Below are 14,164 nucleotides of genomic sequence, written 5' to 3'. Positions count from 1 at the left end.
CATGGAGAACATGGGGCCGGCGTTTTGTCTTCGTATGGCCAAACATCGAGCTGCTATTTAACCACCTTAATCGCGACATTAGACGTCAGCCCTGGCAGGCGAAAAGTCGCCCGATCGGAGCCGACAAACCCTCGATCGGATCGGTAGAAGACGACGGCGCCTTGCACCGATTTGTTGCTGCACACCCGATTGAAGCCCTCTTTAATTGTATTGGCGCGACCAGAGTGTACTTCAAAACTGACATTACCATGCTCCGGGTATATGACGGTCTCCGGATAGGTGTAGGATAAAAACTTACAGTCCTTTGTTCCCTGGAACATGATGAAAAGCGATGTTTTCTTGCCGGAGACGGCTGTTACCGCATGTTGCTCTTGTCTCCCTCCGCCGAACGGCCCGCTGGCACAGCTTGAAAGCGAGGCAGCGAAAATAGCGAGCAAGATGCCGCCGCGGATCAGATAGCTGTTTTGCATTTTGTCCCCTTTCGAAATCGAACACCGAACCTTGGCGCCATGGTTCAGTGTTCGATTTTCGACCTCGCCACCGCCTCATTCCTGCGGAGGTGATGCAGCGATGATCCAGTTACTTGCCGACATGAACCACGAATGTTCCGTCTTGCACCGTGCCGTCCGTATTCAGCCCTGTGAGACGTACCGTGAATTGATCGGTCCCGACGAAGCCGGGGTTGGAGGTGTAGAAGATGTTGTTACCCTGGACGGTTTTGCCGCTGCAAATGTAGGCGTTGCTGCCCTTGGGAAACGTCGCGGCGACCGGACCGTGCTCGACTTCGACCTTGCCATGGGCCGGCTGTTTGACGATGCCGGTGTAGGGAAAGGTCGCAAAAGTACAATCCGGCTTCACCAGTGAAGCGCCCGTGATGTGTGTCTTCTTGCCGGACGCAACGTTGCGCGAGTACTGGATTTGCTTGGCGCCGCCGATTGGCGCGGATACGCAGCCTGAAAGCGCCATGCCGACACTGAGAAAAGCACTGAGATACATCAAAGATCTGGTTTTCATTCCACTCTCTCGTTTAATTTTTATATCGGAAATTCACTGTCTTTGCCTGGGCCCTGGGGGACACACCCCTGATTGAGTAACGCATGGCGAAATTAAAGCGCTGCGACAGATCGGCGCAAGCCGGAAGCCAGCGCAAATCTCGTCGAAAATTTGTCGTCGGTCCTGAATCCAATCGCGCGTGGTTAAGAGAGCGGTAACGCGATCCGGATAGTTTGAGGCAACTCTAGGGCTGCGTGTGCGGCCCTTTGTATTGCGTATTATGGAGTTGCATTGTGCCTACGAAATCGCGTCTGCTTTTTACTTTTGGCTTGCTCGTTGCGTCCGCCGGCGCGGCTTCGGCCGGAGATGGCCAGTATTTATGGTCGGGTAACTGGTACCTAAGCGTCGGTGCGGCCGGTTTCTCGGCGCCGAAGTTCGAAGGCAGCAAGCACAACAAATTGCAGTGGTCGCCGTTGATCTCCGTCGGCAGGCAGGGGCCAGGCCCGCGCTTTTCCTCGCGCAACGACAATCCGTCCTTTGCTTTGATCGAGAGCGACGCCTTCCGCGTCGGTATCGTCGGCAAGTTCGTGCCGAGCCGCGACAGCAGCGACGGTCACGAGCTGAAGGGCCTGAAGAAGGTAAAGTGGGGCGTTGAGGCCGGCGGTTTTGCCGAGGCGTATCCGACCGACTGGCTGCGCGCCCGCATCGAAGTCCGCCAGGGCATTCGTGCCCATAGCGGCATCGTTGCCGACGCCGCCGTCGATGCCTTCGTCGACATCACCCCGGAACTTCGCCTGTCCGGTGGCCCGCGCATGACGCTCGCCTCCAACGATTATTTCAACAGCTATTATGGCGTGAATGCTCGGGAGGCGGCGGCATCCGGCCTCAGCCGCTACAATCCAGGCGGTGGGGTGAAGTCCGTCGGTGCCGGCGGCGCGTTGACGTGGAAGCCATCCGAGAACTGGACCACCAGCACTTTCCTGGAATATACGCGTCTTACCGGCCCGGCCGGTGACAGCAGCCTGGTGCGTGAACGCGGCGACCGCAACCAGTTGTTGGTCGGCGTCTCCGCCACCTACAAGTTCAACTTCACGATGAACTGAGAAAAGTGCGGGGCTGCGGCCCCGCCGCTTGACCGCGGGCGGCGGATATCACTACTACTCGCCTATGCAAAAGACAGGCGACATCCACGGGCGCGTCGCCGACGCGCCGTCCGGCAACTGGGTTTACCGCATCCTGCCTCCGGTGCTGTGGCCCTATGCGCAGCTCGCGCGCTGGGACCGGCCGATCGGCTGGGAACTCTTGATGTGGCCATGCTTCTGGTCGGCGGCGCTGGCTGCCAATGCGGCTGCCGCGATGGGTCAGTCGCCCGGCTTTCTAGTGATCTATCACCTCTTCCTCTATTTCATCGGCGCGGTTGCCATGCGCGGGGCCGGCTGCGCCTACAATGATCTGGTCGATCACAAGATCGATATGGAAGTGGCCCGCACGCGCTCGCGCCCGCTGCCATCGGGCCGCGTGACGCGCTTTCAGACCAAGGTCTTCATCGTACTACAGGCGCTGGTCGGCCTTCTGGTGCTTCTGCAATTCAACTGGTTCGCCGTCATTTTGGGCGTGCTGTCGCTTGGCATCGTCGCGCTCTATCCCTTCGCCAAGCGTTTCACCGACTGGCCGCAGTTTTTCCTGGGCCTGGCCTTTTCCTGGGGCGCGCTGATGGGCTGGGCCGGGCTGTTCGGCGGCCTGTCGCTCGCGCCCATCATGCTTTATGCCGCCGCCATCCTGTGGACGATCGGCTACGATACGATCTATGCCCATCAGGACAAGGAGGACGACGAACTGATCGGCGTGCGCTCCACCGCCCGGCTTTTCGGCGACAACACCCGTCTTTGGCTGATCGGCCTCTATGGCGCGACATTGGTGCTGATGCTGCTGTCCTTCGCGCTGGCGGGGGCGGGTTGGCTGTCCTATCTCGGCCTTCTCGTCGCAGGCGGCATGTTCGCCTATCAGATCGTCGTGCTCGATATCAACGATGGCGAGCAGTGCCTGGCCCTGTTCCAATCCAACAATCGGGTCGGCCTGATCATCTTCGCCAGTCTCTTCCTGTCGTTCCTGCTTCTCGTTTCCTGATGAGAATCACAAAGCCCGACACCTTTTGGGCGTCGGGCTTTGATGCAATCAAAATCGATTAGTTTCAGCGCCGCGCGATGATCTCGCGGCCCTGGATCTTCATCTTGAGACCGAGCGAGCCGGTCGAGCGGCGTACGAGGAAGCGCGGGCGGCGCTCGGCGAAATAGGAATGGCGGCGGCGCGGCTGGGTATCGCGGGCGGCGACCCCGCCCAGATGCTCTTCCAGCGGCCGGGCGACGCCATCGGCTTCGATCATCAGCATCGGAATGCGGAAGGCTTCCGACCACGAGCGCCAGTCGGCGGCGATGTCGCTCAGATCGTGGGCAACGAGGAGGGGGATGCAGAGATCCGGATCGGAATGATGCAGTTCCAGCGTCACGGTGACTTCGCCGTCGCCATGGTCGATGGCACGGGCGGCAACACCCATGAAGGCGCGCTTCGGCAAGGCGACGGACAGCGGCAGGCCGCTGGACGGGAGGATCTTGCGCAGCACCGCGCCGCGCTCGTCGATCGTGATGGTGACGTCACCTTCGGCACCCCGCATGGCATAGCTGACCTGTTGCGGAAAGCGCGCCGGATCAAGCCGCAGTGTGTTTCCAGCCCAATCGGGCTTCAGGACGGTATTTGTCATCTAATCTCTACCCTTGCTTTACCTGAGAGCCGGTTTTCCGGTCTTCTTACGGAGAACGTCATGTCCTCTCGTTGGGTTCAGATTAGGCGGCGTCCCTTCCAGACAGCTTAAAAATTGCGGTTAAGAAAACTTTGCATCCTCAAATGGTTAGCAAAACCGAATCGATCAGGGTTTCCATAAAGTGAATACACGGCGCAAGCGGGACGTACCGATCTGATACACGCAATAGATGAAGTATTGTAAGTCTCGGGTAAGGTTTAACTGCCATACTGCGGAGAGATTTGCTGGCTTATATTAGAGATTTATTGGGGTCGGGCTGATGATATCCACTTATCTTGGTTATGCGGTAGCAACCAGGAATATGGCGACGACGCTCAATCAGGTGGCATCCCAGTCACAGACCAAGCGTCAGATCGACTACTACAATGCCAATATTGGCAAGGTAACCGATGTCGACGACTTCATGGGTGACTATCAGCTTTATAGCTATGCGATGGAAGCCTACGGCCTGTCGGACATGACCTATGCCAAGGCCTTTATGAAACAGGTGCTGACCAGCGACCTCAGCGATTCCACCAGTTTCGCCAACAAACTGACCGATACGCGCTACAAGGAATTCGCCGCCGCGTTCAATTTTGGCACGGGTAGCTCTTCGACGGCGCAAACCAGCACTCAGGAAGACGATCTGATCGGCCTTTACAATCAGTCCTTTACGACTGAGGCAACGAACGCGCAGACCGAAACCACGTATTTCAGCCAGAATATCAGCAGCGTTAAGACCGTCGACGACCTCGTAGGCAACAGCCGCCTCAGAAACTACGTGCTGCAGGCCTATGGCCTCGACCCGACCTATACGTCGAATTCTTTCCTGAAACAGATGCTGACGAGCGATCTCAGCGATCCCGACAGCTTCGTCGATCAGAATGGCAGTGCCGCCGACAAGGCGATCGTCGCGGAATTCAATTTCAATGCCGACGGAACGGTGAAGACGTCGACGGCGGATACCGACACGGCCTATTACCAGAGCCAGATCGGCGCGATCACCTCCGTCGACCAGCTGACCTCCAATCCTCGCCTGTTCGACTATGTCAAAACGGCCTTCGACATCCCGGCCTATATCACCGCCAGCCAGTTCAACGCTTCGGCCAAGAGCGCGACCACTGCGGCGTCGAAAGGACTGACCGACGTCATGGCGCAATTCAATTTCCAGTCCGATGGCACCGTTGCCGACGGCACGCAGGCGCAGACGTCGGATCAGATAAGCGCGACCACGGACGGCTACGCGGCGAACTACAAAGGTGGTCCGCAGACACTCAGCCAGACGGCCGATGTCATGAGCGCTTACAATTCTGCGGTGCCATCGTACACGACGGATGTCGGCGCCACCGACAACGACCTTTATTACAAGGATAATATCGGCTCTATCACCACCGTTGACCAATTGACGTCGGATACCCGCCTGTTCGACTACATCAAGACCGCCTATGGGATCGATGCGGATACGTCCGCCGCCGTATTGAAGAACGCGTTCGCGAGTCCTACCACCGCGTCTATTTTCGGCCTCACCGATGTCGTTGCCGCATTCAATTTCCAGTCGGACGGCACGCTTGCTTCGGGTGACACGGCGCAATCCCAGACGGCGATCGATGCCGCGTCGACCGCTTATTTGAAAAACTATCAGACGTCGCAGACGTCCTTGACCACCAACGCCGTCAGCAACTACCAGACGCGCATCGCCGCGGTGAAGACCATTGACGATTTCTTCGCCACCAATGTCGCGGCCGATAGCGATGCCAGCAACGACAGTCTTCCCGAACTCTACCGGATGGCGATGCGCGCTTATGGCATCAGCCCGGACGAGATGACGAAGACGCAGATGAAGAAGGTCCTCGAGAGCGATCCCTACGATCCGAAAAGCTATGTCAATTCGCTCAAGGACACGCGCTTCACCAACCTTGCCAAGGCGTTCAACTTCGACAGCGACGGCAAGCTGAAGCCGCCCGTCCAGGCCTTGTCGCAAACGCAGATCAACAGCTACGTCTCCGAATATTCCAGCCGCAGCAAGATCGGGCTGACAGGCGCCCAGCTCACTAAGGCTACCAGCGATGCCAAGGATGCAGCGACCTATTTCGCGACCAATATCGTCAAGGTTACCAGCGTCAACGACCTTCTCGCCGACAGCAAGCTCACCGATTTCATCCTGACGGCCAACGGCATCGATCCGAAGACGGTCGATACCGCGACGCTGAAAAAGGCTTTTGCCTCCGATCCGAGCGATTCGAAGAGCTTCATCAACACGGACGACGGCGCGCAGTTCAAGAGCATCGTCAACGCTTTCAATTTCGACGCGGACGGGAATCTGACCGACACGAAATTGGGGACCGCGCAAAATCAGGGCACGATCGCCGATACGAACGACCTCTTCCTGCATCAGACCCTCGAGGATCAGGAGGGAGACACCAATGCCGGCGTGCGCCTGGCGCTCTATTTCCAGCGCAAGGCTCCGGATATCAATTCGATCTACGATATCATGGGCGACACCGCGCTCTATCAGGTCATCACCACGACCTATAGCCTGCCGAGCTCGATGTCCTCGATGGATGTCGACACCCAGGCCAAGCTGCTTGCCAAATTCATCGACGTCAGCGATCTGCAGGATCCGACCAAGGTCAATAAGCTCCTGCAGCGTTTCTCGGCGATGTATGACCTGGCGAACAACACCACCTCGTCGACATCGCCAGCACTCTCGATCCTGACGAGCTCCTCAAGCGTCGGAATCAGCGCCGATACGCTGCTGTCGATCGCGCAGCTTTCCTCGGCCAAGTAATCAATCCCATAAACGATCATCGTCGATTCGCGTCGCTTTCCCGAGCGACGTGGAACCGATCGGCGTGCCTGTTGCCGCCGTGCCGCTATGGGTCGCTCTCTTGGGTCGGGGATACGGAATAAGTGCATTCTACGACGATCAGAAGGAACTTATTAACCGTCTTTGCCCTATTCGATTTGGGAAGCCATCGGCAATATCAATGACTGGGTTGCAGGTCTCATGCGTCTTTCCCGAACGAACATTTCCAATGCTGCAAATGGCTCCCAGCCAGAGGGCGAGCCCGACCCGGAACAGGTTGCGGAAGAAGCCCGCCGTGCCGAGCAGATCGCTGCCCGCCGCGCATTCCTGGAAGAAAAAATTCGCACCGTCCGTGAAGCCAAGCGCCAGGCCGAAGAGCGCCGCCGCGCGGAAGAGCGGCGGATTGCCGAGGAGGCACGCTTGCGGATCGCGGCAGCGCCAAAGCCGGTCGTGGAGGCCCTGCAGGCGAGCACCGTGGCGGCCAGCGGTCCGATCATGCCTGTCACGCCGCAGGGGATCTCGGCCGAGGAGCTTGCCTCGCCCGGCTGGCAGAATGCCTTTCTGATGGGGCCGAACGTCCGCTTCACCCGTACGCGCGAGAACGAGATCGTCAGCCGCCGCCCGCCAGCGGAGCCCGTGCCTGTCCTCGTGCCGCCGGCCGCGAACCATGCCGCGATGCGGGTCATGGAACCGCCGGTGGTCGAATCACCGGCTCTGATTGTCGCTCGCCCAGTGGAACCGTCGGTCGAATTCGATCTGCCGCCATGGGAGGGCGTGTCGTTTGCGGCCGAAACCTACCAGCCCGCCGTAATTCAGAACTCTCCGGCGACTGCGCCGGACGCATTGGAGATGACTGTCATCGCTACCGCATTTTATAAGGCTCCCGCGACCGCGCTGGATGCCTCGCCGTCATTGTCGAACGTTGCAGAATCCGTTGCCGCGCCTGTGGTCGAGTCACGGCTCGCCCATCTCTCCGATTTCGCCTTCTGGGACGCCATGCCCTTCGAGGGAGAGTTCGTGTCCGCCATCAAGGGTACACTGGCCCAGCCGGTGCCCGTTGCCGAGATCCAGGCCGAGGTCGAATCGATCGTCGCGAAATTCCGCGTTGTCGAGTGCCGCCGTCCGTCGTTGGTCGTTGACGTGCCGCAGGAGGCTATAGTCTCGCCGGTTGTCGCAGCTGTCGCTCCGGTCAACACCTTCGTCATGGACGAGCTTGCCGCGTTGGAAGCCATTGCCCTGGCGCCCGCCGTACCGGCAGCGATCGAACTGGTCGCTCCAGTCGCCGTGAAACCGGAAACGATCGAGCCCGCCGCCTTCGTGCCGCCCGCTTTCGTCACGGCCGTCTTTGCCAATGAAGCCGAGGCTGTTGCCGCGCCGAAGGTCGCCCCGGCCAAGCCGGCTCCGGTCATGGTCGTCGCTCCGATGCCGGTCAAGCCACCGGTGCCTCCGGCAGTGGCCCCTGTTGTCGAAGCAGCACCCGTCATTCCCGCTGTCGAGGCCGCCAAGCAGCGGCTGATCGATCCGCCGCCGTCGCAGTTTACGCCGCGCAGGCCCAACGCCCTGACCCCGCCGGAATGGCGGCCGATCGCCCGCAGTGGCGAAGGCGAGTATGAATTGCCGCCGCGCGAGCTGCTGCAAGAGCCTGTCGCCCGACCCGGCGTGATCATGACGCAGGAAACGCTGGAACAGAATGCCGGCCTTCTCGAAAGCGTTCTCGAAGACTTCGGCGTCAAGGGTGAGATTATCCATGTCCGTCCCGGCCCGGTCGTGACGCTGTACGAATTCGAGCCGGCTCCCGGCGTCAAATCCTCGCGCGTCATCAACCTCGCCGACGATATCGCCCGCTCCATGTCGGCGCTGTCGGCCCGCGTCGCTGTCGTCCCCGGCCGCAACGTCATCGGCATCGAACTGCCGAACGTCATTCGCGAAACTGTCTATTTCCGCGAGATGATCGAATCAGCCGATTTTGAAAAAAGCGGCTACAAGCTGGCGCTCGGCCTCGGCAAGACCATCGGCGGCGAGCCCGTCATCGCCGAACTCGCCAAGATGCCGCACCTGCTGGTCGCCGGCACCACCGGTTCGGGCAAGTCGGTCGCCATCAACACGATGATCCTGTCGCTGCTCTACCGGATGACGCCGGAACAGTGCCGCCTGATCATGGTCGATCCGAAGATGCTCGAACTTTCCGTCTACGACGGCATCCCGCATCTGCTGACCCCCGTCGTCACCGATCCCAAGAAGGCCGTGATGGCGCTGAAATGGGCGGTGCGCGAGATGGAGGACCGCTACAGGAAGATGTCGCGCCTCGGCGTCCGTAACATCGACGGCTACAACAGCCGGGTTGCCGTGGCCCGTGAAAAGGGCGAGACGATCCACGTCCTGGTTCAGACCGGCTTCGACAAGGGCACTGGCGCTCCGATCGAGGAGAACCAGGAAATGGACCTGACGCCGATGCCTTACATCGTCGTCATCGTCGACGAAATGGCCGACCTGATGATGGTCGCCGGCAAGGAAATCGAAGGTGCGATCCAGCGCCTGGCGCAGATGGCGCGTGCGGCCGGCATCCACCTGATCATGGCGACACAGCGTCCGTCGGTCGATGTCATCACCGGCACGATCAAGGCAAACTTCCCGACGCGCATCTCCTTCCAGGTGACCTCGAAGATCGACAGCCGCACCATTCTAGGCGAGCAGGGTGCCGAACAGCTCCTCGGCCAGGGCGACATGCTGCACATGGCCGGTGGCGGCCGCATCTCCCGCGTCCACGGTCCCTTCGTTTCAGATGAAGAAGTCGAGAAGGTCGTGGCGCATCTGAAGCTGCAAGGCCGTCCGGAATATCTCGACACGGTCACCGCCGACGAGGATGAAGAGGACGACGAAGAGGACACCGCGGTCTTCGACAAGGGCGCGATCGCCTCCGAAGACGGCGACGATCTCTACGAACAGGCGATCAAGGTCGTCATGCGCGACAAGAAGTGCTCCACCTCCTACATCCAGCGCCGCCTCGGCATCGGCTACAACCGTGCCGCCTCGCTCGTCGAACGCATGGAAAAGGACGGCCTCGTCGGCCCTGCCAACCATGTCGGCAAGCGCGAAATCATCTCCGGCAACCGGAATGCAGCGGCTCCGCAGGCGAGCAATGAGGACTATGATTGATCCAGCAGGGGGATGACATTGGCCGCGGTAGTCGTGGAGAGTGCGCACCCCCCCTCTGTCACTGACGTGACATCTCCCCCACAAGAGGGGAGATCGTTAGGAGTATGCTGTGCCGCCTAACCAAATGATCATGCTTTGGTCTCTGCGGATACGATGCTTGTTTGAGGCGAGTACGAGCCACGAGTTACCAATCTCCACCCTTGTGGGGGAGATGTCACGAAGTGACAGAGGGGGGTATCAGAGGCTCGGCATACTCAAAGCCAAGCTATTCCTACGCAGAGAGCTCTCAGACCCTCAAAACCTTCCCCGGATTCATCACCCCCGCCGGATCGAACGCCGTCTTGATCCGGCGCATCAGGTCCATCTCGATGTCGGAGCGGATTGAGGCCAGTTCGTCGCGCTTCAACTGCCCGATGCCGTGTTCGGCGGAGATCGAGCCGTTATACTTCAGCACCAGCCCGTGGACGATCTTGTTCATGTCGTGCCAGCGGCCGATGAATTCGTCCTTGTCGGCGCCGATGGGCTGGGAAATGTTGTAGTGGATATTGCCGTCGCCCATGTGGCCGAAGGCGCAGATGCGGGCGCCGGGCAGGGCAGCCATCACTGCCGTCTCGGCCTCGGCCATGAATTGCGGGATCCGCGCGACCGGTACGGAAACGTCGTGCTTGATCGAGCCGCCCTCCGGCTTCTGCGCGTCCGACATGCTCTCGCGCATGTGCCATAGCGCCTTCTGCTGTGCTTCGGAGCTGGCGATTGTTGCATCCTGGATCAGGCCGGCCTCGTAACCCTGCTCCAGCAGCGTCATCATCATCCGCTCGGCGGTTTCGGATGAATCCGAGGTGGAGACGTCGATCAACACATACCAGGGATGCATCGTTTCCAGGGGATCACGGACGCCGGGAATATTGCGGACGGTGAATTCGATGCCGATGCGCGGCATCAGTTCGAAGCCGGTCAGCGCCGTGCCGCAAAGGCCGGAGGCGTTCTTGAACAGGGTGAGCGCGTCTTCGACCGACTGGATGCCGGCAAAGGCCACCTGATGGCCGAGCGGTTGCGGGAAGAGCTTTAGCACCGCGCCGGTGATGACGCCGAGCGTGCCTTCGGCGCCGATGAAGAGATCGCGCAGGTCGTAGCCGGTATTATCCTTCTTCAGCCGGCGCAGCCCATTCCAGATTTCGCCGGTCGGTAGCACCACTTCGAGGCCGAGGCAGAGCTGGCGCATATTGCCATAGGCAAGAACGGCGGTGCCGCCTGCATTGGTGGAGAGATTGCCGGCAATGCGGCAGGAGCCTTCCGAGCCGAGCGTCAGCGGAAACATGCGGCCATGCTCCGCCGCGGCCTTGTGCACCTCGGCAAGGATGCAACCGCCATCGACGACCATGGTGTTGCCGACGGGATCGACGTCGCGGATGCGGTTCATCCGCTCCAGCGACAAAATGATATCGGAGCCACCCTCGCGTGGCGTCTGGCCGCCGACAAGGCCGGTATTGCCGGTCTGCGGCACGATCGCCGTGCCGGTCTCGCTGGCAAGCTTCAGGATCGCCGAAACCTCTTCCACGGAGCCGGGTTTGAGCAGCATCGGTGATGCGCCATGATAGAGACCGCGATTTTCGACCAGATGCGGGGCGATATCCGCCGCCTCCCGCAATGCGTGCTTTTCGCCGACGATGGCGGCAAAGCGATCGAGAAGGGCGGAGGAGGGGGCGGCGCTGCTCATGGCGTGTCCTTTACCGAATTGCGTGTGGTCGGATTTACTGTCTCGGCGCGGCCGCGCGTTGCAGCCGGTCGTTGATGGCCTCGCCGAGGCCCTCGTCGGGAATGCTGGAAAAGGCGATGGTTGCAGCACCGCTGGCATCGGCGCGCTTCATGAAATCGAAGAGATTGGCGGCGGCCTCCGTGAGGTCGCCGGACGGGCTGAGGTCGAGCACGATGGACGCCGTTTCGATGCCGGCGATATCGGGCCTGCCGAAGCGGATCAGCGCTTCGCCGGCGGTAACGGCGGTCGCATCGAGCCGAACGGCGGCACCCGGCGCATAATGCGAGGCGAGCATCCCCGGCGCTTCGATGGCTGCTGACGCGCCGTTTTTGCGTTTCAACGATTGACCCGCGATCCGCTCTATCTCGTCTGCCGCCAGCCCGCCGGGCCTGAGCAGGCGCATCTCGCCATTCTCGACCTTGACGATGGTCGACTCGACGCCGACGACCGAAGCGCCGGCATCGAGAATCAGTGAAATCCGCTCGCCGAGATCGTCATGAACATGATCGGCGCTGGTGGCGCTGATCTTGCCGGACGTATTGGCGCTGGGCGCGGCAAGCGGCCGTCCGAAGGCGCGGATCAGCTCGCCGGCAAAGCCCTGCGGCACCCGGATGCCGACCGTATCGAGCCCGGCGGTCGCCAGTGGATGAATGTCGCTTTCCGGGCGCAGCGGCAGCACCAACGTCAAGGGGCCGGGCCAGAAGGCTTCCGCCAGCTTTCGCGAAACCGGATCGAAGATCGCGTATCGCTCGGCCATGGCGAGGTCGCTCATGTGGCAGATCAGCGGGTTGAAGCGCGGCCGGCCCTTGGTCTCGTAGATGCGGGTGATGGCGGCGGGATTGGTGGCGTCGGCGGCAAGCCCGTAAACCGTCTCAGTCGGCAGCCCGATCGGCAATCCTTCGGCGAGGGTGGCAGTCGCCGCCGCTATTGCCGCCTCGGGATGCTGGAGAATGTCTATATGTCGCGCCATGGCCTGACCGATTGCCGTTCAGGCCGTTCTTATGCTTTTCGAGTTTGCGGATCAATGATCAAAGCTGGCGAATGATGTCGCGGAGCTGTTCGTTGCGCGCGCCGAGCAGCAAGACATTGCGGATGGCGATCTGTGGATCATGGGTGTGGAAGAGCACACCGTTGCCGCGCACTTCGCGATTGATCGTCAACTTCTTCGACGCATCCTCATCCGGCCTTATGGCGACGGCGAAATACATCCGCGAATATTTCAGGCTGATGTCTTCGAAGAAATTGTCGTTCTGGCCGAGGCGGGCAAAGAAATTGGCGATGTAGAAGGCCCAGCTTACCTCCTCATATTGCGCGAATTGCGTCCGCGCCGCGGTGACGTGGCAATAGCCGAGATGCGGCGTATCCCTGAGCGTGTGATGGAAGATCAGTTTCGGAAAGCGGATCGACTGGTGAAAGCTGTTGAGGCGGTCATGGGTCGTCTCGCCGGCGCTTCTGAGCTTGCTAGCCGTGCGTTCGGCCACTTCCTCGAACGTGAGGTAACGTCGCTCCTCGGCGAGCCAATGTGTCTTGTCTCGATTGATGCGGCCGGTGCGCAGGAATTCCGTATATCCAGCTGCCGGCAGCGTCGGCTCCGGGTCGGCGGGTTTCTTGGCATCGAAATATCTGAGTTTTGCCATGCCGGCTCGCCATGGAGGTCTGAATACCGCATGATAGATCACCTAGCTTGAGCCGGGCTGAAGCCTGTGCCTTTGTCGGCGGATTGTTGAAGAGGGTGAGAACCATGCCTGGCATTACCGACCTCAAGCAGCTGCTTGCCGGCATGAAACCTGATCTCGTCGAGGGCGAGTTCGTCTATTGCAGCATGCCGGCTTCGTCGCTGATGGATCATATCGATCTCAAACCGATCGGACTGTTTCAGGAAAGAGAAGGTGTGACGCTGATCCTGCCGGTCGAGACAGCCCGGCAGGCAGGACTTCCGGTTGCGCCGGCAATGCGGATGATCACTCTTGAGATTCACTCCTCACTGGAAGCCGTGGGTCTCACGGCTGCCTTTGCGACGGCGCTGGGGCAGGAAGGGATCAGTGCCAATGTCGTCGCCGGCTATTACCATGATCATATCTTCGTGCCGGCGGTCGATGCCGGGCGCGCGATGGCCGCGCTGCAGGCACTCTCGGCGGGGCAATATCCTCTCTAAAGCCCGCTTGCCGACGGGCCTGTCGCAATCAAGACAAAGCGCCGTGGACAATGCGTGGCCGGGGTGGGAACCAATACTCTTCGCGGGAGCATAACGGTTTGAATTGTCTTCGGATATTTTGGCCGCGCCACGTCTCCGAAAATCTTCTTTCGTCTGTCGTCAATTTCGAAGCCGATGTCGCATTGCAGCAGAGCAGCGGGAGGGGCGGGGATTATGATGATATCAATCTCAAGGTGCCGCCTGCTAGGGAGGCGGAGAATTGGGAAGCCGGTCGAAATCCGGCGCTGCCCCCGCAACGGTGGTGGAGTAAGGCATGGCGGATAAAGCCACTGGGCTGAGACAGCCTGGGAAGGTGCCATGGGGTCCCCTAGGGGACCGCTCCAGAGCCCGGAAACCAGCCTTGGGGAGATATGATTTACTGACCGCGGCGGGCGGTCGGGACATTGCGTTGCGGTCGTTCGCGGCCGATCATGCGTGTCCTCTGCCTGCTGACCGCTACTG

11 protein-coding genes and 1 riboswitch are annotated in these 14,164 nt (G+C 60.4%); of the genes, 5 read left to right on the top strand and 6 right to left on the bottom strand.

Translation table 11 applies throughout. The features are described 5' to 3' along the window. Positions 1–53: 53 nt before the first annotated feature. Both EX00_RS23550 and EX00_RS23545 read right to left on the bottom strand, forming a co-directional pair. Positions 54–470, bottom strand: a complete 417-nt coding sequence (locus tag EX00_RS23550) for a hypothetical protein (protein WP_047463554.1) — start codon at positions 468–470, stop codon at positions 54–56. A gap of 109 nt (positions 471–579) precedes the next feature. Beyond that, complete coding sequence (locus EX00_RS23545; RefSeq protein ID WP_047463552.1) at positions 580–1,014, bottom strand: hypothetical protein; 435 nt, start codon at positions 1,012–1,014, stop codon at positions 580–582. 290 nt (positions 1,015–1,304) lie between these two features. On the opposite strand from EX00_RS23545, the gene EX00_RS23540 reads away from it, so the two are divergent. Further along, positions 1,305–2,096, top strand: a complete 792-nt coding sequence (locus EX00_RS23540; RefSeq protein WP_404944041.1) for a MipA/OmpV family protein — start codon at positions 1,305–1,307, stop codon at positions 2,094–2,096. A 64-nt stretch (positions 2,097–2,160) separates the two neighbouring features. Further along, positions 2,161–3,120 (top strand): 4-hydroxybenzoate octaprenyltransferase, encoded by a 960-nt coding sequence (gene ubiA, locus EX00_RS23535; RefSeq protein ID WP_047463549.1) that lies wholly within the window; start codon positions 2,161–2,163, stop codon positions 3,118–3,120. A gap of 64 nt (positions 3,121–3,184) precedes the next feature. Here the strand turns inward: ubiA and EX00_RS23530 are convergent, their stop codons facing one another. Beyond that, positions 3,185–3,751 carry a DUF6101 family protein gene (locus EX00_RS23530; RefSeq protein WP_047463547.1) on the bottom strand — a complete coding sequence of 189 codons (567 nt, stop codon included), beginning with the start codon at positions 3,749–3,751 and terminating at the stop codon, positions 3,185–3,187. A 319-nt stretch (positions 3,752–4,070) separates the two neighbouring features. Here EX00_RS23530 and EX00_RS23525 point away from each other — a divergent pair, with 319 nt between their 5' ends. Together EX00_RS23525 and EX00_RS23520 are read left to right on the top strand one after the other, a co-directional pair. Further along, positions 4,071–6,578, top strand: a complete 2,508-nt coding sequence (locus EX00_RS23525) for a DUF1217 domain-containing protein (protein ID WP_047463546.1) — start codon at positions 4,071–4,073, stop codon at positions 6,576–6,578. Positions 6,579–6,740: 162 nt separating this feature from the next. Continuing rightward, complete coding sequence (locus EX00_RS23520; protein WP_047463543.1) at positions 6,741–9,752, top strand: DNA translocase FtsK; 3,012 nt, start codon at positions 6,741–6,743, stop codon at positions 9,750–9,752. Positions 9,753–10,038: 286 nt separating this feature from the next. Here EX00_RS23520 and EX00_RS23515 read toward each other — a convergent pair whose 3' ends face one another. The 3 genes from EX00_RS23515 to EX00_RS23505 are packed head-to-tail and all read right to left on the bottom strand — an operon-like array spanning position 10,039 to position 13,145. Further along, positions 10,039–11,469 (bottom strand): FAD-binding oxidoreductase, encoded by a 1,431-nt coding sequence (locus EX00_RS23515; RefSeq protein ID WP_047463541.1) that lies wholly within the window; start codon positions 11,467–11,469, stop codon positions 10,039–10,041. 34 nt (positions 11,470–11,503) lie between these two features. Next, the gene (locus EX00_RS23510; protein WP_047463539.1) at positions 11,504–12,478 is read right to left on the bottom strand and encodes an L-threonylcarbamoyladenylate synthase; all 975 of its coding nucleotides are present in this window, start codon (positions 12,476–12,478) and stop codon (positions 11,504–11,506) included. A 58-nt stretch (positions 12,479–12,536) separates the two neighbouring features. After that, positions 12,537–13,145, bottom strand: a complete 609-nt coding sequence (locus EX00_RS23505; protein ID WP_047463537.1) for a DUF6656 family protein — start codon at positions 13,143–13,145, stop codon at positions 12,537–12,539. Between the two features lie 104 nt (positions 13,146–13,249). On the opposite strand from EX00_RS23505, the gene EX00_RS23500 reads away from it, so the two are divergent. Next, positions 13,250–13,663, top strand: a complete 414-nt coding sequence (locus EX00_RS23500) for an ACT domain-containing protein (RefSeq protein ID WP_047463535.1) — start codon at positions 13,250–13,252, stop codon at positions 13,661–13,663. 214 nt (positions 13,664–13,877) lie between these two features. Beyond that, positions 13,878–14,080, top strand: a riboswitch (cobalamin riboswitch). Positions 14,081–14,164 lie beyond the last annotated feature (84 nt).

Origin of the sequence: Martinezella rhizogenes (genome assembly GCF_000799715.1) — a bacterium.
GTDB classification, from domain to species: domain Bacteria; phylum Pseudomonadota; class Alphaproteobacteria; order Rhizobiales; family Rhizobiaceae; genus Rhizobium; species Rhizobium rhizogenes_C.
Note: the sequence above shows the minus strand (reverse complement) of the source record. Positions and strands in the feature narration are given on the sequence as shown.

Coding starts and splice junctions, on each gene's coding strand:
- EX00_RS23550 (WP_047463554.1), bottom strand. CDS start 470: ATGCAAAACAGCTATCTGATCCGCGGCGGCATCTTGCTCGCTATTTTC.
- EX00_RS23545 (WP_047463552.1), bottom strand. CDS start 1,014: ATGAAAACCAGATCTTTGATGTATCTCAGTGCTTTTCTCAGTGTCGGC.
- ubiA (WP_047463549.1), top strand. CDS start 2,161: ATGCAAAAGACAGGCGACATCCACGGGCGCGTCGCCGACGCGCCGTCC.
- EX00_RS23530 (WP_047463547.1), bottom strand. CDS start 3,751: ATGACAAATACCGTCCTGAAGCCCGATTGGGCTGGAAACACACTGCGG.
- EX00_RS23525 (WP_047463546.1), top strand. CDS start 4,071: ATGATATCCACTTATCTTGGTTATGCGGTAGCAACCAGGAATATGGCG.
- EX00_RS23515 (WP_047463541.1), bottom strand. CDS start 11,469: ATGAGCAGCGCCGCCCCCTCCTCCGCCCTTCTCGATCGCTTTGCCGCC.
- EX00_RS23510 (WP_047463539.1), bottom strand. CDS start 12,478: ATGGCGCGACATATAGACATTCTCCAGCATCCCGAGGCGGCAATAGCG.
- EX00_RS23505 (WP_047463537.1), bottom strand. CDS start 13,145: ATGGCAAAACTCAGATATTTCGATGCCAAGAAACCCGCCGACCCGGAG.
- EX00_RS23500 (WP_047463535.1), top strand. CDS start 13,250: ATGCCTGGCATTACCGACCTCAAGCAGCTGCTTGCCGGCATGAAACCT.